The organism is Acinetobacter sp. (genome assembly GCF_039596015.1).
Taxonomy (GTDB): Bacteria; Pseudomonadota; Gammaproteobacteria; order Pseudomonadales; family Moraxellaceae; genus Acinetobacter.
This window is the reverse complement of sequence record NZ_JBCNKN010000010.1, coordinates 23,474-42,389: the sequence shown is the minus strand read 5'-3', so window position 1 is coordinate 42,389 and position 18,916 is coordinate 23,474. Positions and strand designations below refer to the sequence as shown.

Below are 18,916 nucleotides of genomic sequence, written 5' to 3'. Positions count from 1 at the left end.
AATGGAAAACAATTTAATTCTACCCGCGCTGATTCTTGTACCGTTCATTGCTGGTTTTCTGTGCTGGTTAGTCGATAAAGTTGATCAGCACCTTCCGCGTTGGATTGCTTTAATTGGGATGATCGTGACTCTGGGTTTAAGCTTAATGCTTTGGAGTCATGGTAATTACCAGTTCGAGCTTGGTGCGAAAGCACCGACCTTCGCAGCACAGTTCTTTTTACCGTGGATCACGTCTTTAGGCATTAGCATCCATTTAGCAGTCGATGGTTTGTCACTGATGATGGTGGCGTTAACTGCGTTACTGGGTATCTTGGCTGTAGGCTGTTCTTGGGGTGAAATTCAAAAGAATGTTGGATTCTTCCATCTAAACTTACTTTGGAGTTTAGGCGGGGTAATTGGCGTATTCTTGGCAATCGATTTGTTCCTGTTCTTCTTCTTCTGGGAGATGATGCTTGTACCAATCTACTTCCTGATTGCGTTATGGGGGCATAAAGGTTCGAACGGTCGTTCACGTGTATATGCTGCTACCAAGTTCTTTATCTATACTCAAGTCTCTGGCTTGATCATGTTAATTGCAATCCTAGGCCTAGTGGTTTGGGGTTACATCATGACCAATGGTGTTGTGAGTTTTGATTACAACTTCTTAATGCAAGTTGCAAATCACTTACCACCTCAGTTTGCTTATGGTTTCATGATCTGTATGTTCATTGGTTTTGCAGTGAAATTACCTGTATTCCCATTGCACGGCTGGTTACCAGATGCACATGCTCAAGCACCTACAGCAGGTTCTGTAGACTTGGCAGGTATTTTGATTAAAACAGCAGCGTATGGTCTGTTACGCTTCGTTATTCCATTCTTCCCACAAGCATCAGCGCAATTTGCAGATATCGCAATTGTGTTTGGTTTGATTGGTATTTTCTACGGTGCATGGTGTGCCTTCCAGCAAACAGATATGAAACGTCTGCTTGCATATACCTCTATTTCACACATGGGCTTTGTACTTCTTGCAATCTATGCAGGCAATATCATGACCTATCAAGGTCTGATGATCATGATGTTGGCACATGGTATTTCTTCAGCAGCATTGTTCATTATGTGCGGTCAGGTTTACGAACGTGTTCATACACGTGACATGCGTTTAATGGGCGGTATGCGTGGTCAGTTCCGTTACTTGCCAATCTTCCTGATGTTCTTTATTGCAGCATTGGTCGGCTTACCTGGTTTAGGTAACTTTATCGGTGAATTCCTGATCTTGATGGGTTCATTCGGTAAATATCCAACTTTTACGATTATTGCAGCAGTAAGTTTGGTGTTGGCAGGTCTATACGGTCTGATTCTGATTCACCGTACTTTGTTCGGTACACCGAACCCAGAACAACAGCAACATTATAAGCAACCACTAAAAGACCTCTCTGCACGTGAAATTGTTATTTTAATGATTTGTGTAGTGAGCCTTGTATGGTTAGGTGTTTATCCTCAAACCTTCCTTGATATTTCAAATTCAAGTATGCAGTGGTTAGCGAATAGTTATATCCCTGTTCATAATGGTGCGGATTTGATGCAACAAGCAATCAGCCAACTTGATAATGTGGAGATCCGATAATCATGAACTTCACACTCCAATATTCAGATCTTTTGCCGTTAGCACCCGCAATTATTGTATCTTTGACAACAATTGTGGTGATGATTTTAACTGCAATTAAACGCAACCATGCAGTCATTGCGACTGCATCTGTGATCGGGCTGAATCTAGCGGTAATTTATGTATTGTTAGAAATGTTTGGTGGTAACTTTAAGCCAGCAAACATTATGGGCATGTTTATGGTTGATCCATTTACCATGCTTTATCAATTGATGATCTTAATTGCAGCATTGGCTTGTTGTACGCTTTCTCATGCGTATATCGAGAACTATAAAGACAACCGTGAAGAACTCTATATTCTGATGTTACTGTCAACAGCAGGCGCTTTGTTGATGGTAGCAAGTTCTCACTATGCATCTTTCTTCATTAGCTTGGAGTTGATGTCAGTTCCGATTTACGGTTTGTTAGCGTATACCCATGAACGTGAAAAGTCACTTGAAGCGGGTATGAAGTATTTGGTGTTGTCTGCGACAGCATCAGCGATGCTCTTAATGGGTATCGCATATATTTATGCATACACTGGTTCATTGTCGTTCTACACAGGTTTCGTACCATTATTGCAAGCAATTAAAGCTGGCAACCCAATGGTGGTGTTGGGCTTAGGTCTTATCATTTTTGCGATTGCATTTAAACTGTCACTTGCACCATTTCACAAATGGACACCTGACGTTTACCAAGGCGCGCCAGCTCCAATTTCAACATTCTTGGCAACAGCTGCCAAGGTTGCAACGATTGGTCTGTTTGTGCGTTATGTACTTGCAGCAGGCGCGTTGATTCCATCTATTAGTGTGGTCATCAGCATTATTGCAGTATTGTCTATCCTTGCGGGTAACTTGCTTGCAGTTCGCCAAGTAAACTTGAAACGTGTTCTGGCTTATTCATCGATTGCTCACTTCGGCTACTTATTGATTGCATTAGTCAGCAAAAACTATTTCAGCTTAGACAGCGTAAACTTATATATGGTGGTGTATGTCTTAACAACCATCGGTGCGTTTGGTGTCGTGACATTAATGTCTAGCCCATATAACAACAGCGATGAAGCTGAAAGCGTTGCGGATTATCGTGGTTTGTTCTGGCGTCGTCCTGTATTGACTGCAACATTAACTGTGATGTTATTGTCTTTGGCGGGTATTCCGTTAACAGCAGGCTTTATTGGTAAGTTCATGATTGTTAAAGCGGCTGTAGAAGCAGGTCACTGGTTCTTGGCAGCAATGGTCATTGTGGGTAGTGGTATTGGTTTGTACTACTATTTACGTGTAATGATCGTGCTTTACTTAACACCACCAGAAACACCACGTATTGATGCTCAAGAACATTGGGGTCAAAAAGCTGGTGGGATTATGGTTCTTGCTGTAACTGTACTTGTCATCTTTATCGGGGTTTGTCCAGATTCGCTGATTAAGATCTCAACAGCAGCGCAGTTGCTTGCACCAATTCAAAATATGTTATTTGGTCACTAAGCAATAGTCTAATGGCAGATAAAGAAGCTCTCATCGTGAGGGCTTTTTTATTTTTTACAGAAAAGCGATATACTAAGATTAATTTAAATAATTAGGTTTTTCTCCTGTGTCTATTCAAGAAATCCGCCATCCACTTATTCGTCATAAGCTTGGATTATTACGTCGTGCAGATATTAGTACTAAAAATTTCCGCGAACTTGCACAAGAAGTTACGATGTTACTGACTTATGAAGCAACCAAGGATCTTCCTGTTGTTGATCAGGAAATTCAGGGATGGGCAGGTGATGTGACGACACAACGCATTGCGGGTAAAAAAATCACAGTTGTACCAATTTTACGTGCAGGCATTGGCATGTTAGATGGCGTACTTAATCTTATTCCGAGTGCCAAAGTCAGCGTACTAGGTCTTGAGCGTGATGAAGAAACGCTAGAAGCACGTACGTATTATAAAAAATTGGTTCCAGATGTTGCCAACCGTATTGCCATGATCATTGACCCAATGCTTGCAACAGGTAGCTCATTGATTGCTGCTATTGATGTATTAAAAGCAAGTGGTTGTAAGGATATCCGTGTGATGGTGTTGGTTGCAGCGCCTGAAGGTGTGGCAAAAGTGGAAGCATTACATCCAGATGTACGCATTTTTACTGCATCAGTTGACAATGGTTTAAATGAGCAAGGATATATCGTTCCTGGTCTAGGCGATGCAGGCGATAAAATCTTTGGTAGTGTGCAAAAAGATTAATTTTTAGACGTAACCATAAAAAGAGACTGAATCAAACCGAACTTTTAGAGGTTTGATTGAAAGTCTCTTTTTTATTTTTTGCTACAATGTCAATCAATTAAAAATGTAGGGTAAAGACCATGAAGCAAGAATTTTATACCGGAAAAGTTAAGCAATATAATGCTGATAAGGGATTTGGTTTTATTGCGACGGCTGAAGGAGATATTTTTTTTCATATTTCTGATTTCCCAGCAGCCGCTGAAGGTGAGCCGAAGCGAAATGAGAAAGTAAAATTTATTGCTGTAGAAAATCAGGGGAAATTTAAAGCAATAAAGATTGAGCGTATTGATCCAAATCCTGCAAAAACCAAGAAAACACAAATCACTGATCACAATAAAGCAATCACCAACGAGTTGTTATCTAACTTTCGACGTTAGTTATTTGATACACATAAAGACGCATTATTATCTTGTCAGGCAAATTTGAGCCTAAGTAATCAACAATATATGACTTATATTATTAATTTTAAGGAGCAAAGTGATCAAATTATTATTGAAGGAAATCCTGTACAGTCATATTAATTTAAACTCCTACTTTAAAATTAAATCAAAGCCAAAAATATTTGGCTTTGATTGTTTAGTTATACCTGTTCTTCACAAAATTTCATAAATGCTTTTAAGCCCGGCCCCTGATATTTATGGCGATGCACCAGCATATAAAGTGGACGTTTTAGCTCCCAGAATGGTGTGTCCAAAATGACAAGCTGTCTAGAATTTAACATCGGACGAAGTGCCAGTTTAGAAATACAGGATAGACCTAATCCACCTGAAATGATTTTTAAAATGGCTTCGTTATGACCGAGTGTTAAACGAATATTGGCATTTGATAAATTTTTTAAAATGGCAAGATCGAAGACTTCACGTGTGCCAGATCCTTCTTCACGTAAGATCCATTCGACATCATTGAAGTCCTGAGGCGTAAGCGGGCGGTTAAGTTGAGCAAGCGGATGGCTTGGTGCACAACAAACTGCAAGTTCATCATCATGCCAGTGAATACTTTGTAACTGAGGTAAATGACATGAACCTTCAATCAGAGCCAAATCGAGTTGAAATTGATTGACTGCCTCAATGATTTGTCGTGTATTTCCAACTTGGAGTTGTAAATGTGCTTGCGGTTGCTTTTGTAAAAAGCCTGCCATTAAATCTGGCATGAGGTAGTCACTAATGGTAAGTGTTGCCCCCAAGCGCAAGTCGATACTTTGCAATTCACCTTTGGCAATCTGTTCAAAAGTTTCACAACGACCCAAAATTTCTAAGGCTTGAGGTAATAGAAAACGCCCAAGATCATTCAATTGTAAGCGTTTACCTAAGCGGTCAAATAAAGGCGCTCCTAAACCATCTTCAAGGTCTGCTAAAGCCATACTTGCTGCACTTTGAGTCAGTTTCACAGCATCACTGGCTTTGGTGACAGTTCCTTCTTGAGCTACGGCAACGAATACAGCCAATTGTCGTAAGGTCATGCGCATAATAAAAGCCTTAATTTAGGGAAAATATCAATCTTTGTCATGTCATGCTAACATGAGCTGACAATTTCTTGCACCTTGAAATCATGACATCTGAAAAATTTACTGTAGAAAAAGTATTGTCTATTCAACGTTGGGCGGACAATTTATTCAGTTTTACGATGACTCGACCTGCACATTTTAAATTTACCGCAGGTCAGTTCGCCCGTATTGGCATAAAAGTGGATGGTGAACTTGTTGTTCGTGCTTATTCTGTGGTTTCGTCACCTTATGATGAGGTGCTTGAATTTTTTTCAATCGTTGTTCCAGATGGTGCATTTACTTCCCGATTACAGCATCTTCAAGTTGGAGATGAATTGTATCTGGAAAAAATCCCGTATGGATTTTTAACGCTGGCTCGTTATCAGCAACCATTGCCCCATGATTTATGGTTACTGGCAACAGGCACAGGGCTCGCGCCATTTTTATCGATGTTGCAGGATTTTGAAACGTGGCAGCAATACCAGAAAATTTTCTTGGTTTATAGTGTTCGCAGTCAGGCTGAGTTGGCTTATGTCGAAAAAATTAAACAGATTCATGAAGATTTTGGTGAAGGACGTCCAGATTTCTCTTTTATTCCAGTGATTACCCGAGAACCGAATGCACCGTTACATGAACGATTACCTGTTCTGATTGCAAATGGTGCATTAGAACAATTTGCTGGTCAGGCATTTAACCCAGAGACCAGTCACATTATGTTGTGCGGGAATCCACAAATGGTCGATGATACCAAAGAGGCGTTAAAACAACGTGGTCTAACGATGAATCGTCGTGGTGTGGGAAATATTGCAGTCGAAAATTATTGGTAATGAGCTGCGATTAAAGCAGCGCAAGGGCGATTAAAGCAGCGCAAGGGCGACTAAAGCTGTACAAAATGTGGGATGAATTCATTTGAGCATGTGGGTGCTTAATGTACGAACATATCCATAAAGTCACGGATTTCGGCAATCGCTGTATCTACGTCGGCGGTTAGCCATGTCGGTTCAAAGATCCCAGCATAATATTCTAGTCTTTCTTGAGGAACGATAAGACGAATCGGGCATTCTTCTTCGATCAGACGCCATGGAATAATCGGAACTTCCTGATCAAGAAAAGCCTGAATATCCCGAATATCAATAATCATGGCACTGATGCATTCAGGAAGTGGCATGACAGAAAGTTCTTCTGTTTTACGACGAAAATATTCTAAGTCTTCCCATTTTAAGTCATAACTTGGTTTTTTAAATTCGATCACCCCAATCAAATGCTGGTCTCGCGTGTGATGAAGGTAGCATTGATGCGTCACATCTGTTTGCAAGTCTAAAGTTACAGGTTGGAGTCGGTATGACATAGGGCATTATGAATCGTAAAAACGGGGCACAGTATAGCGTATTTTTAGCACTACAACTTACAAACAAAGCGTACGTTGTTGTAATGCTTTTTCACACAATGCAACAAAAAATAATGTTAGATTAAAAATTAGCCAATAGGGCGTATAACAAGAGGGTAAGGATATGGCTATTTATTCAGACCACTCGCCACAGAATAGCGAGCAACAAGAAAAAAAACGCTTGGCACGTTTCATTTTCTTCCTTGTCGTCATTTTCTTGGTTTCAGTCGGCATTTATATGTTGATTCATAGCCAACCCGTATAGATTAAATAGATAGCTAGACCTTCGGGTCTAGTTTTTAATATCCGACTTACACTTTATAAATACGCCTGAATGGACAGGGCTCATCATTAGATTACATTTAAATGCCTAAAAATTTTTTCTTTATGAAAGGAAAAACCGATTTTAAAACAACATACTTCATGTATAACAAAAAGAGGAAACAGCAATGAATCATGATTTGTATTCCCATGGCTGGAATGGTGGTGATTTCCAATATTATTGGAATCAATTTCAGCCTGTTTTTGCTGCAATTTTAATCTTTATCGTGGGTTGGATCATCGCGTTAGTGATTGCAGCAGGAACTAAAAAACTCTTACAGGTGGTCAAAACCAATCAGCATTTGTCTTCAGCAACTGGGCATACCCCTGATTATGAGAAAATTATTTCACGGTTTGTATTCTGGTTTGTGTTGACCATTGCCATTATTGCTGCACTGAATATTTTAAATATTAATAATGTCAGTGGACCACTCAGTGCCATGGTTTCACAAGTTTTAGTCTTTATTCCCAATATTATTGCTGCCTTTGTGGTGGGTTTTATTGGATGGATTGTGGCAAAACTTGCACGAACAGGAATTAGCCAAATTTTGGCCAGAACACAACTCGATGAGAAACTAAGTGCACAGGTTGGCGTTCGTCCTTTCAGTGACCATATTGCTGAAATCGTATACTGGCTGATCTTGTTGTTATTCTTACCTATTATTCTTTCGATTTTAGGGCTCTCAGGACTCCTAGTTCCTGTTCAGAATATGCTGAACCAAAGTATTGCGTATATTCCAAATATCTTTATCGCTGGTGTGATTGTATTTGTGGGATATATTCTGGCAAAAATTGTGCGTGGTATTGTCGAAGGGCTTGTTAATAGCTTGGGTGTGCAAGATCAGGCTCAAAAAATGGGGTTGTTTAAAAATGGCAATGTGAGTCAGGTTTTAGGCTCATTTGTTTTTGCCGTAATTTTGATTACGACTTTAATTATTGCGTTTGAAGCCTTAGGTATTGAAACAATTTCTCAGCCAGCAACAGCCATGCTCAATGAAATCATGTCTGCAATACCAAATATTATTGCAGCGGGTCTGATTTTAATCTTGGCTTATGTAGTGTCCCGATTTGTTGCAAATTTAGTGCAGGATATTTTGGCTGGAACAGGCATAGATGAGTTGCCAGCCAAAGTGGATGTACAACGCTTTTTGGGAAATACTAAAATTTCTCAAATGGTTGGCTGTTTAATTGTGTTCTTTACTATGCTGTTTGCGGTTTCCGAAGCGGCAAATCGTTTGGGCTTTGAACAAATTAGTCATTTAATTTCGGTGTTTATCCAATTTGGTGCCAATATTTTACTGGGCGCATTTATCTTGGTGATTGGTTTCTGGTTGGCAAATTTGGTCGGCAATGTGGTGCAACGTGGCGAATACAACAGTTCACGTTGGTTAGGCACATTGGTTAAAGTGCTGATTATGGGATTGGTATTGGCTATGGGACTTCGTGCCATGGGTATTGCCGACTCGATTGTGAATTTGGCATTTGGCTTAACCTTAGGTGCGGTAGCCGTGGCATTTGCTTTGGCCTTTGGTTTGGGTGGTCGTCAACCTGCCGAAATGCTGTTGACCGATTTACTGGAGAAAGCCAAAAAAGAAGGATGCCAACCGAATCCGCTTGCTGAAAAATCACCAGCTTCTGCTGTGATGACACCACAACAAAAAGGTGCAGATGCTGATCGTTCTTCTTTTGGTACTAACCCTTATGATCCAGAGAATGAAAATCCAAATGCTTAGACTATCCTGATTTTAAGGTTCAATCTTCATTTAAGGTTGAACCTTTTTATTTCAAAATAAAAAAGAGGAAGAAATATGAGTGATGCAAAAAGATCCAATCGTTATTTAGCCCCGTTAGTGATTGCAGGCATTACCGTTGGTGTATTGGCAAAGGCATACAAGGCGATTTTTAAAAAGGACAAAAAAGCGCCTCAGTTAGCTGCACCAAAGGATATGGCAGATTTGGAAACAAGCGAAGAAAAGCCGAATTAAACGTATTCGGCTGCGGCATAAGCTGAAGACCATGCCCATTGGAAATTATAACCACCAAGATGCCCTGTAACATCCAACACTTCACCAATAAAAAACAAGCCTTTTTGTTTTTTACTTTCCATGGTTTTTGAGGAAACTTCGCTGGTGTCGACACCACCTAGTGTGACCTCTGCTGTGCGGTAGCCTTCTGTTCCAGAAGGTTTTACCGTAAAACCATGCAGTTGTTTACAAATCGCTTCTAACTTTTGATCGCTCCATTGACCCAAAGCGAGTTCAGCCTCTTGCGCCCAAATGAGTTGTTGTAACTCAACCACAATACTTTTAGCTGTAAGTTCGGAAAGAATTGTACGCAGTAATGTTTTCGGTTGGCTTTGTTTTTTCTGTTTGAGCAAATTGAATAAATCATGCTGTGGAAAGAAATCGACCTGAAACGATTCACCTGCTTGCCAATAATTTGAAAGTTGTAGTGAACTTGGGCCACTTAAGCCCCGATGGGTAAAGAGTAGTGCTTCGGTAAAGCTATTTTTATCATTGCTTAAGGTTGCATCTAAGGCATTGCCACTTAAGCGTGTCGTCACTTCTTTAAATTGGTCTGAAAAAGTAAAGGGCACCAGTCCAGCACGGGTTGGATAAACATAATGACCAAATTGTTGTGCTAATTCATAGCCAAAACCTGAACCGCCTAGTGTTGGAATAGATAAACCACCTGTCGCCACGACAACCGATTCACAAGAGAAACTTGCCTGACTGGTGGTGACTTGAAATCCACCATTTTCAAGTGCTTGAACTTGATGAACGCTATGTTGGGTTTGAATTGACACCTGTTTTGCTTTTTTACATTCTTCAAGCAACATGTCTAAAATTTCTTTAGCGCCGTTTAGGGTAAACAATTGGCCATGTTTACGTTCTTCGTATGCAATTTGGTAATCGCAAACCATACCAATAAAATCCCAATTGCTATAACGGGATAATGCTGAAATGACGAAATGCGGATTATGTGAAATATAATGTTGGGGTTCGACATCAAGATTGGTGAAATTACATTTTCCACCACCTGACATTAAAATTTTCTTACCGACTTTATTGGCTTTTTCCAAGACAAGTACCGAACGACCACGCTTTGCCGCACAAGCTGCCAACATTAAGCCTGATGCACCCGCACCAAGAACGATGACATCATAATGTGTCGCTGACATGCCGTTTCTCTCATCTATAAAAAGGGCGCATTATACGCAAATTTATGAGGGGCGTAGAGTTAAATCTGACGACCTTGTAAGCCACCTGTATGAATTGCCAAAATTCGAGTACCCTGAGCAAAGTAGCCTTGTTCAATTAAATCAAAAACACCCATCAGCATTTTTGCGGTGTAGACCTGTTCGAGTGGTACATGATATTTTGCTTCAAATTGCTGCATGAACTGTTGTAATTCAGGTGTCGTTTTGGCATAACTACCACAGCAATAATCATCTAAAATTGTCCAGTTTTGCTTGCTTGTGAGTCTTGCAACATCGTGCTGTAAAAAATCACCTTTAAGTGCAGAAAAACCTAAAACCTGATGCTGTGTCTGGCTAGACTCAACCAGTCCTGCAATGGTTCCGCCTGTCCCCACAGCACAGCAAAACACATCATAATTTGCCAGATCCTGCTCCGATAAAATCTCTTTACAGCCTTGAATCGCAAAGGCATTTGTCCCACCTTCGGGGATGATATATACATCAGGATATTGCTGTGCAAGTTGTTGTAAAAATGCAGCGTCCTGTCTTTGGCGATAGTCCTGCCGAGAAACAAACTGAAACTGCATCCCAAAACTTTGCGCCGTGCACAGGGTTGGGTTGAGTGACTGGGTTGCCAGTTCTTCGCCACGAATAATCCCAATACTGTGTAACCCCAGTAAATGTGCTGCATAAGCCGTTGCTGCAATATGATTGGAATAGGCTCCACCAAAGGTCAAAACACCCGTTTTATGTTGCTGCTGTGCCTGTTGCAAGTTATATTTCAGCTTAAAAAACTTATTGCCTGAGATCTGTGGATGTACCAAATCTAAACGCTTGATATCTAGTTGGATCAAATCATTTTGTATCAGATTTTGATTCGGGATCTCCTGCGATGTGGGCATCTGCTGAAGCATGCTTAATTGTCCTTACCTTGGGTTGATGTATCAACTGACGTAATCACTGACATTCCTGGTCTTAATCGAGACAGTTCTGGCTGGTTTGGGTCAATGATAATTTTAACAGCAATGCGTTGCACCACTTTGGTAAAGTTTCCTGTTGCATTATCGGTTTTAAGTACACTAAATTCTGAACCTGCGGCTGGAGATATTTCAGAAACATGACCTGTAAATTTTTTGTGGTTTAGCGCATCTACGGTGAAAAAGGCTTTTTGTCCAATTTTCATATTGGCAATTTGTGTTTCTTTAAAGTTAGCAATCACCCATGTATTTTGTGGAATTAAATACAACAATTGAGAGCCTGCTGTAACGTATTGTCCAATCCGTGGTGTTACTTCGCCCAATTGACCATTCATTGGTGCGAAAATGATACTGTAATTGCGCGTTGTATTGGCTTGATCAAGCTGAGCGACAGCACTGTTAACTTGTGCTTCAAGTCCGACTGTCGCGACTTGTGCTGTTTTAAGCGCCTCTTGAGCGACATTGACATTGGCTTTTGCTTCATTGAGTAACGCTAGATTATTAGCAGCATTGGCTTGGCTCTGATCTAAATCTGCTTTGGAAACAGCACCTGTATAGGCAAGTTGTTGATAACGATTTAATTGTTGTAAGGATAATTGATATTGTGATGCGACTTGGGCAACTTTTGCCTGTGCAGCGGCAATGTCTGCCTGACGCTGTGCAATCGCTTGTTTCTGATTATTAAAGCTATTTGATGCTTGTTCTACAGTTGATTTTGCCTGAGAAACTTTTTGGTCATACGTTGTCGGGTCAATGCGCATCAAAATTTGACCTTTTTTAACATGATCAAAATCGCTGACAAATACCTCTTGAACATAACCATTGATCTGTGAAGATAAAATAGTGGTTTTGCCTTTAATGTAACTGTTGTCAGTTTGTTGAATTGGCGTATTAAACGGCCCAATTTGCCATGCCCACATGATAATCCCGATGCCAAATAAGAGAACAAAGAACATCGTCACCAAAGTTGATGTTTTCGCTTTGATCAACTTACTGACCCGTGGCACAGCCTTTAGATGCGGTTGTTGTTCAGCAGATGGCGTATTTTCTGGTTTAGGATCTTGCTCTTTTTGTTTTTCACTCATGGATTAGGGCTCGAAATTAAGAAGATGATGGCAGTTGACGGTAAGCGGTGTATTTTGCCCAAGCGATATTGCTTAATCCCCAAACCAACAGGATAAGTGCAAAAATACCATTTAGATAAATAACATCGTTATAAGCACGTACTTGAGCTTCTCGATTACTTACTTGAGACAGTGTGACGTCGGCTTGAATCTGATTTTTTACAGGGTCAGTAATATAGGGGGCATATTTGGCTTGGTATTGGTTTAGGCGTTGTGAAACATTACTGTCGGTGGCTTCTAGACTGTTGTTAATTGTGAGTTGATAGACTTGAGCGCGTTCTTTTTGGTAAGTTGAAAAAAATGAAGAACCAACCAATCCACCAAAGTTCTGTGTAGCGGAAAATAGAACCAGATAGGTCACAACATGTCCTACACCTTGTTGCAAGGCACGTCCAAAACCTGTGAGTAATAGTGGCCCAATAAAAAGACCACTGGCAAAGGCGACCAAAAACTGGCTTGGATAAAAATTAGCAGGTCGTACATCACTGGTTAAATGGATATCTAAACTACAGGCAATCAAAACTAAAAAGACTGCTAATAATAATTGAAATGCCATTCGTTCTCGGGAAAAAGTCACTGCACTGAAAATAATTCCGAATAACATTGCAACAAAGATAACGGCATAAAGGCTGACAAATTGATCAGGCCCCATTCCCATTGTTTTGAGAAAATTAACCGCTGCATAACTTTGTTCAGACATGAGCAAACGTAAGGCAAAGGCAGCAAAAATAAAACGCAGGGTTGATGCCGTACCAAGCCAACGGGTCATAATAAGCGGGTTTTGTCGATGATGCTCATAGAAAAAGCCAAAGACCAGCAAGCCAAATCCAGAGATGAGCATATATGCCAGCCAAGGTGAATCAAACCACCAAAGTAAAGGGCCTTGAGAAAGTACAGCACATAAACAGGCAAACCCAGGGGCAAGCAGGGCAAAGGTGAGAAAATCGCCTTTTTCGAAAACAGCAATACGCAAGCTTCGAGGCAGTTTGAGTGCAACGACCATCGCAAAGCAACAAACAGCAAGCCCAAGCTCAAAGGTATAGAGCACAGACCAGTTATTGACACTGACCAATAACGGAGAAATGATCCAGGCTAACGGTACGCCAAGCTGACCAAAGCCCATTCCGACATATAAGCCTTTAATACGATGTGTAGCGGGAAAGCCTTGCATAATGTAATACATGCCTAAAGAGCTTAAAGGTGCAGCGACTAAACCACTAAAAAACCGAACAAACAGGGCAGAATGATAGTTATGCACAAAAATGTGCATGGTCATCACGACAATAAATGCCAACAAGCCAACTTCACTAAATAGCCGTAATCCATATTGTTGTCGGGCTTTAAATAAAATCAGATTAGAGCTGACATTTGCCATGACATAGACCGCAGGCAACCATGCGACCTCAATGGGTGTTAGCCCATATTCGCCTTGTAATTGGGGTAAATTGGCCGTGATAAAACCGTTACTTAGCCCAGCAGATATTGCAATGAACGTCCCAATAATAAAATAGAGATAGCGTTTCCCACGAGAATGTGCAATGGAAGGAGGTGAACCCGGGAGGATTGGACGTTCATCTGGTGTCCAGTCTGGAGGTGCCTCAAGATAGCGTGGTTGTTTATCCATAGGCCACATCCTTCGATCTTTGAATGCCTGTCAGTAAAAGTTCAATGGCACGTTTTGCTAAGCGAGCCTGCTCTTGTGTGGTATGACCACGAAAAGAAGAAGCTAAAATCGATATAATGGTCCGATAGTCTTCAAAGTTAAGATCAGGTCTGCAAATTCCAGCACAAATTGCCCGATCAATTAAAGGTTGAACAATGGATTGATGACGTTGGATGAGTTCATGTAAAACAGGATCATCATGTTCTAAAATCTTCCAATATTCTTTTAATGCAGCAAGATAAGGTAAGTGATGAATATGACTATGAATAAGCTGAAATAGTCCATCATCAAACTGCCGAAAATGTTGAACACGCCGTTTTAGATTTTCAATTGAATTTTCAAGTAACGCATAAATAAGATGTTTACGGTCAGAAAAGTTACGATAAAACGTAGCTCTCCCAACACCTGCATGGGAAATGATCAGTTGTAATGGCACATGGATACCATGCTCTTTAATCATTTCGCTGGCAGCATGCAAAAGTTCTTCTCTGTTTTGAGTTGCACGTTGTAAATGCTTATTCATACGATTAAAAAGTAAAGAAAATAGAAATCTATTTTACGGACAAAAATGTCCGAATATCTTTAAAAAGATGTCGGTTCTTTGTAAACATAACTTTTTGTTATGTATTTATTTAAAATTCATCATTATTATTTTTGAATTGTTCTGTTTATTCTGAATGGAAATATTCCAAAGAGCGTACCAATATGAACAACCAACAACAGATTTCTCAAGAACAATATAAAGATAAATCAGAAGCGTATCTAAACAGCGCAAGCCCATGCGCAAGGCATTGAATTTGAAAAAATGCGACAGTGTATTCAGCAAAATCAATTGAAACAGGTTTTAGATCTAGGTTGTGGTGGTGGTCATGTCAGTTATCAGGTTGCTGATTTAACTGAAACGACAGTTGCTTATGATGTGACGACTGAAATGGTGGATTTAGTATGCAAACAGGCACAACAAAGAGGGTTGTCACAAATTCGGGGACAGCAGGGTGGAGCAGAAAAATTACCTTTTTCCGATCATCAGTTTGACTGTGTGATCAGTCGTTATTCTGCCCATCATTGGCAACATGTTGGACAAGCTATGCAGGAAATTTATCGGGTACTTAAACCTCAGGGTAAAGTGATTTTTGTGGATATTGTTAGCAATTGCCAACCTATTTTAGATACTTTTTTACAAACGATTGAGATGATTCGAGATCCAAGTCATGTTCGAAATTATAGTGTACAGGAGTGGATACAGTTCGCCGAATATGCAGGTTTTGGTGTCGAACAAATTGATAAGCAAAGCTTAAAATTAGACTTTAAAAGTTGGGTCGAACGAATGCAGACACCCGAATCTCATATCAAAACCATTCGTCAGTTACAAAACACTGTTTCTAATACGGTCAAAGACTATTTTCAGATACAAGCTGATGGCTCTTTTCAAAGTGATGTACTTTATCTTGTTTTGGCAAAAAAATGATAAAATAGCTCAGATCACTTTAGATATTTGGTACAGATCATGTTTGACTCATTGATTCCGCTTTTTTCAATTACGATTGCCTTAATGTTAGGTGCGATGAGTCCTGGGCCAAGCTTTGTGCATGTAGTACGAATTTCTGTATCAAAATCGCGTCAGCATGGTCTATTTACTGCGTTGGGCACAGGTACTGGTGCTGCAATTTTGGGGCTTTTGGCTGTGATGGGATTACAGGCGGTCTTGTTGGCAGTTCCATCAGCCTATCTTATTTTAAAAATAGGTGGTGGTCTGTATTTACTTTGGTTGGCGTATAAAATTTTAAAACATGCTAAAGAACCTGTAGATGTCGATCAGACCGATAAACCCATGATGAGTTATGCTCAGGCTTATCGGTTGGGATTACTCACTCAACTGAGTAACCCTAAAACGGCTGTGGTTTTGGCCAGTATTTTTACAGCTTTATTGCCAAAAGAAATTCCGACTTACTACTATGTGGTTTTACCTGTGGTTTGTTTCGTGATTGATGCGGGTTGGTATACTTTGGTGACGTTACTTTTTTCATTGGCAAAACCACGCGCACTTTATCTGAAAACTAAAACCATCATTGACCGACTTGCAGGTGGTGTGATTACAATTTTAGGATTAAAACTCATTTTCTCCAGCAAATAACACTCTTCATCGAAATAAAAAGCCAGACTATTGTTTGGCTTTTTTTGTTTAAAAAATAAACACAATTACAATACTTCTATGCTTGTATGAATGGAAGAACATGTTAGTTTTAAAATAACAAAAAGGAAAATAATGGAGGAATCTTGTCATGAAATATATTGTGATAGGTTTTTCTATGATGGTGGCATTGCTTATAACAGGATGTGAGAAAAAAACAGTGGCGCAATATTCACCAATTCAGCGCTTTGTGAGTATTGCTGGTGTTCCTGTTCACGATCAGGATTTTCAAGTGAATAATATTACGAAGCCCTAAATATAGCGAATAATATTTTAGGATGCTTGTGATGACTGTGCAGCTTTGTGCAATCGTGAATCTGAAGACGGTGCTACTCCAAAATAACGATGATATTCACGTGAGAATTGGGATGGGCTTTCATAACCAACATTTATGGCGGCGGAAGAAATATCCATGTTTTCAGTGATGATGAGCCGTCGAGCTTCATTTAGGCGCAGTTTTTTTTGATACTGCAATGGGCTCATTGTTGTGATGTCCTTGAAATGTTGATGAAAACTGGAAATGCTCATACTTATTGATTCAGCGAGTGTCTGGATCTGAATGGGTTGAGTAAAGTTCTGACGTAACCATTCAATGCTTTTTAGAATTCGATGACCTTGCGTGCCTTGTGAAATAAATTGCCGTAAACGCTGTCCTTGACTGGTTAAAAGTAAACGATAGTAAATTTCTTTTTGAACCAGCGGGGCGAGTACAGCAATATCTTGTGGAGAATCAAGCAAGTGAATTAAACGACTCGTGGCATCTAAAAGAGATGCGTTTGTTTGACCAATGGCGATGCCAATTTTTTCAGTACTTTCTATCTGCTGAATGAATGGATGCTCAAGTAATATCTGAGTGAGTATGGATAAATCAAGGGATAGGGTTAATCCAAGATAGGGCTGTTCTGGGGAAGCATTGATAATATTGGCTAAAATTGGCAAATCAATAGCGGTAATTAAAAAATGTTTTGGATCATAAACATAACTTTCATTTTCTAAAATAACCTGTTTTTTTCCTTGTGCAATTAAGCATAAACTTGCATTTTGTACATAACCCACTGGTTCTGTTGGATGATTTAGACGGAACAGTTTAAGCCCTAAATCTGGCATTTCATAATGGCTATTTTCCTGAGTCCGTCGATAAATTAATTGAGCAAGGCGTTGTTGCTGAATAGAAAAATCTAAAGATGTTGGCATGTCAGCTCATCATGGACAAGAATAAAACCATCATAACAATTCAACATGGTTTGTACGAGAAAGAAACTTGTAATTTGTAGAATTAGGCAAGTATTTAAGAGGAATAGCATACAGCCATTGGCTGAGATTTTCGTAGAATTAATTCATCAAAAATAAATTAAGGATTATTTATGGAACTCAAAAGAGCAGGCTCACAAGCATCCATTGTAGGTCCAAAAGAATGGTTTACTGGCAATGTCAGAATTGATCCTTTGAATATGACACCATCAGCACCAGCCAGAGCGAGTAGTGCCAGCGTGACCTTTGAAGCGGGTGCGAGAACTGTTTGGCACACACACCCTTTAGGGCAAACTTTAATTGTGGTTTCAGGGTGTGGCTGGACACAATGTGAAGGTGAGCCAATTGTGGAAATTCGTGCAGGAGATGTAATTTGTTGCCCGCCCAATCATCGGCATTGGCACGGCGCATCGGCGACAACGGCCATGACACATATTGCAATCACTGAGGTACTGGATGGAAAAGCTGTAGAGTGGTTGGAGCCTGTAACTGATGAAGAATATTTCGCTGGTCTAAATGATGGAAAACAACCGTATGAGTGCCATCATGAAAAATCAGGAGAAAAGTGAATGACAAAAAAAATCATGGTTGTGATTGGTGCTGGGCAAATTGGTCAGGCAATTGCTCGAAGAGTAGGTGTTGGAAAGCACCTATTATTAGCAGATCATCGTCAAGAAAATGCAAAAGCGGCAGCAGATATATTGAGTAATGCAGGGTATGAAGTAAGTACTGCAACCGTAGATGTTGCATCACGTGATGCTGTCGAATCATTACTTGAGACGGCAATGCAATTAGGACAAATCACAGGGCTTATACATGCTGCCGGTGTATCCCCTTCGCAGGCATCACCCGAAACAATTTTAAAAGTCGACCTCTATGGTACAGCATTGATTTTAGATGTTTTTGGTGATGCTATTGTAGAAGGAGGGTCAGCCGTTGTGATTGCTTCTCAGTCTGGTCATCGACTACCAGCATTAACTTTAGAGCAAAATCAGGCATTGGCACAGACACCTGTAGAAAAACTATTAGATTTACCGTTTTTACAGCCTGATCACGTTAAAGATTCATTATACGCTTATCAGCTTTCTAAACGAGGAAATGCACTGCGAGTCATGGCTGAAGCTGTGCGTTGGGGTAAACGAGGTGTTCGGGTGAACACAATTAGCCCTGGCATTATTATGACACCACTTGCAAAAGATGAACTCAGTGGCCCTCGTGGTGAGGGGTATCGTCGAATGATTGACCATTGCCCAGTCAAACGTGCAGGAACACCCGACGAAGTTGCCAATGTTGCAGCATTATTAATGGGTACAGACGGTGGTTTTATTACAGGTAGTGATTTTCTGATGGATGGTGGCGTTACATCTTCATATTGGTTTGGCGATCTTGCTTCTCAATAAATGAGCTAAAAGCTTGTTATATTTTAACGAAAAAGGA

The 18,916-nt window shown here is 40.2% G+C and carries 19 protein-coding genes and 2 pseudogenes; 13 read left to right on the top strand and 8 right to left on the bottom strand.

Translation table 11 applies throughout. The features are described 5' to 3' along the window. Position 1 precedes the first annotated feature (1 nt). From nuoM to ABDV70_RS10425, 4 genes are all read left to right on the top strand, one after another. Positions 2-1,603 carry an NADH-quinone oxidoreductase subunit M gene (gene nuoM, locus ABDV70_RS10440; protein ID WP_343597577.1) on the top strand — a complete coding sequence of 534 codons (1,602 nt, stop codon included), beginning with the start codon at positions 2-4 and terminating at the stop codon, positions 1,601-1,603. A gap of 2 nt (positions 1,604-1,605) precedes the next feature. Beyond that, the gene (gene nuoN / locus ABDV70_RS10435) at positions 1,606-3,102 is read left to right on the top strand and encodes an NADH-quinone oxidoreductase subunit NuoN (RefSeq protein ID WP_343597575.1); all 1,497 of its coding nucleotides are present in this window, start codon (positions 1,606-1,608) and stop codon (positions 3,100-3,102) included. 106 nt (positions 3,103-3,208) lie between these two features. After that, the gene (gene upp, locus ABDV70_RS10430) at positions 3,209-3,844 is read left to right on the top strand and encodes a uracil phosphoribosyltransferase (protein WP_343597574.1); all 636 of its coding nucleotides are present in this window, start codon (positions 3,209-3,211) and stop codon (positions 3,842-3,844) included. Between the two features lie 119 nt (positions 3,845-3,963). Next, complete coding sequence (locus tag ABDV70_RS10425) at positions 3,964-4,260, top strand: cold shock domain-containing protein (RefSeq protein WP_343597573.1); 297 nt, start codon at positions 3,964-3,966, stop codon at positions 4,258-4,260. A gap of 203 nt (positions 4,261-4,463) precedes the next feature. Here ABDV70_RS10425 and gigC read toward each other — a convergent pair whose 3' ends face one another. Then, positions 4,464-5,348, bottom strand: a complete 885-nt coding sequence (gene gigC / locus ABDV70_RS10420; protein WP_343597571.1) for a LysR family transcriptional regulator GigC — start codon at positions 5,346-5,348, stop codon at positions 4,464-4,466. Between the two features lie 83 nt (positions 5,349-5,431). Between gigC and ABDV70_RS10415 the strand changes: the two genes are divergently transcribed. Then, positions 5,432-6,193 carry a ferredoxin--NADP reductase gene (locus ABDV70_RS10415; RefSeq protein ID WP_343597570.1) on the top strand — a complete coding sequence of 254 codons (762 nt, stop codon included), beginning with the start codon at positions 5,432-5,434 and terminating at the stop codon, positions 6,191-6,193. Positions 6,194-6,291: 98 nt separating this feature from the next. On the opposite strand, the gene ABDV70_RS10410 is transcribed toward ABDV70_RS10415, so the two are convergent. Beyond that, entirely contained in the window at positions 6,292-6,714 is a 423-nt protein-coding gene (locus ABDV70_RS10410; protein ID WP_343597569.1) for a hypothetical protein, read from the bottom strand. Between the two features lie 163 nt (positions 6,715-6,877). Here ABDV70_RS10410 and ABDV70_RS10405 point away from each other — a divergent pair, with 163 nt between their 5' ends. The 3 genes and pseudogenes from ABDV70_RS10405 to ABDV70_RS10395 all read left to right on the top strand — a co-directional run bounded on the left by ABDV70_RS10405 (position 6,878) and on the right by ABDV70_RS10395 (position 9,059). Continuing rightward, on the top strand, positions 6,878-7,018 hold the full coding sequence (locus ABDV70_RS10405) for a hypothetical protein (protein ID WP_343597568.1): 141 nt from the start codon (positions 6,878-6,880) through the stop codon (positions 7,016-7,018). A gap of 184 nt (positions 7,019-7,202) precedes the next feature. Further along, positions 7,203-8,690, top strand: a pseudogene (locus tag ABDV70_RS10400) (mechanosensitive ion channel); the annotation flags it as partial. A gap of 192 nt (positions 8,691-8,882) precedes the next feature. After that, entirely contained in the window at positions 8,883-9,059 is a 177-nt protein-coding gene (locus ABDV70_RS10395) for a hypothetical protein (protein WP_343597566.1), read from the top strand. Here ABDV70_RS10395 and ABDV70_RS10390 read toward each other — a convergent pair. From ABDV70_RS10390 to ABDV70_RS10370, 5 genes are read right to left on the bottom strand one after another with little or no spacing between them, the layout of a single operon-like run. Continuing rightward, positions 9,056-10,255: an NAD(P)/FAD-dependent oxidoreductase gene (locus ABDV70_RS10390; protein WP_343597564.1), complete on the bottom strand. Its 1,200-nt coding sequence runs from the start codon at positions 10,253-10,255 to the stop codon at positions 9,056-9,058. The genes ABDV70_RS10395 and ABDV70_RS10390 overlap by 4 nt on opposite strands. Before the next feature lie 59 nt (positions 10,256-10,314). Continuing rightward, positions 10,315-11,175, bottom strand: coding sequence for a pyridoxal-phosphate dependent enzyme (locus ABDV70_RS10385; protein WP_343597637.1), 861 nt, complete (start codon positions 11,173-11,175; stop codon positions 10,315-10,317). Between the two features lie 14 nt (positions 11,176-11,189). Continuing rightward, complete coding sequence (locus ABDV70_RS10380) at positions 11,190-12,335, bottom strand: HlyD family secretion protein (RefSeq protein ID WP_343597563.1); 1,146 nt, start codon at positions 12,333-12,335, stop codon at positions 11,190-11,192. Between the two features lie 16 nt (positions 12,336-12,351). Beyond that, entirely contained in the window at positions 12,352-13,998 is a 1,647-nt protein-coding gene (locus tag ABDV70_RS10375; RefSeq protein WP_343597561.1) for an MFS transporter, read from the bottom strand. After that, positions 13,991-14,560 (bottom strand): TetR/AcrR family transcriptional regulator, encoded by a 570-nt coding sequence (locus tag ABDV70_RS10370; protein WP_343597559.1) that lies wholly within the window; start codon positions 14,558-14,560, stop codon positions 13,991-13,993. Before ABDV70_RS10370 ends, ABDV70_RS10375 begins: the two co-directional genes overlap by 8 nt. A gap of 182 nt (positions 14,561-14,742) precedes the next feature. Here ABDV70_RS10370 and ABDV70_RS10365 point away from each other — a divergent pair. The 3 genes and pseudogenes from ABDV70_RS10365 (at position 14,743) to ABDV70_RS10355 (ending at position 16,484) form a co-directional block, all read left to right on the top strand. Continuing rightward, positions 14,743-15,505, top strand: a pseudogene (locus ABDV70_RS10365) (methyltransferase domain-containing protein). A gap of 39 nt (positions 15,506-15,544) precedes the next feature. After that, complete coding sequence (locus ABDV70_RS10360) at positions 15,545-16,171, top strand: LysE family translocator (RefSeq protein ID WP_343597557.1); 627 nt, start codon at positions 15,545-15,547, stop codon at positions 16,169-16,171. Positions 16,172-16,319: 148 nt separating this feature from the next. Further along, entirely contained in the window at positions 16,320-16,484 is a 165-nt protein-coding gene (locus ABDV70_RS10355) for an NF038215 family lipoprotein (protein WP_343597555.1), read from the top strand. Positions 16,485-16,501: 17 nt separating this feature from the next. On the opposite strand, the gene ABDV70_RS10350 is transcribed toward ABDV70_RS10355, so the two are convergent. Then, positions 16,502-17,422: an AraC family transcriptional regulator gene (locus ABDV70_RS10350; RefSeq protein WP_343597553.1), complete on the bottom strand. Its 921-nt coding sequence runs from the start codon at positions 17,420-17,422 to the stop codon at positions 16,502-16,504. A 170-nt stretch (positions 17,423-17,592) separates the two neighbouring features. Here ABDV70_RS10350 and ABDV70_RS10345 point away from each other — a divergent pair, with 170 nt between their 5' ends. Continuing rightward, positions 17,593-18,048: a cupin domain-containing protein gene (locus ABDV70_RS10345; RefSeq protein WP_343597551.1), complete on the top strand. Its 456-nt coding sequence runs from the start codon at positions 17,593-17,595 to the stop codon at positions 18,046-18,048. Beyond that, entirely contained in the window at positions 18,049-18,879 is an 831-nt protein-coding gene (locus ABDV70_RS10340) for an SDR family oxidoreductase (RefSeq protein WP_343597549.1), read from the top strand. Positions 18,880-18,916 lie beyond the last annotated feature (37 nt).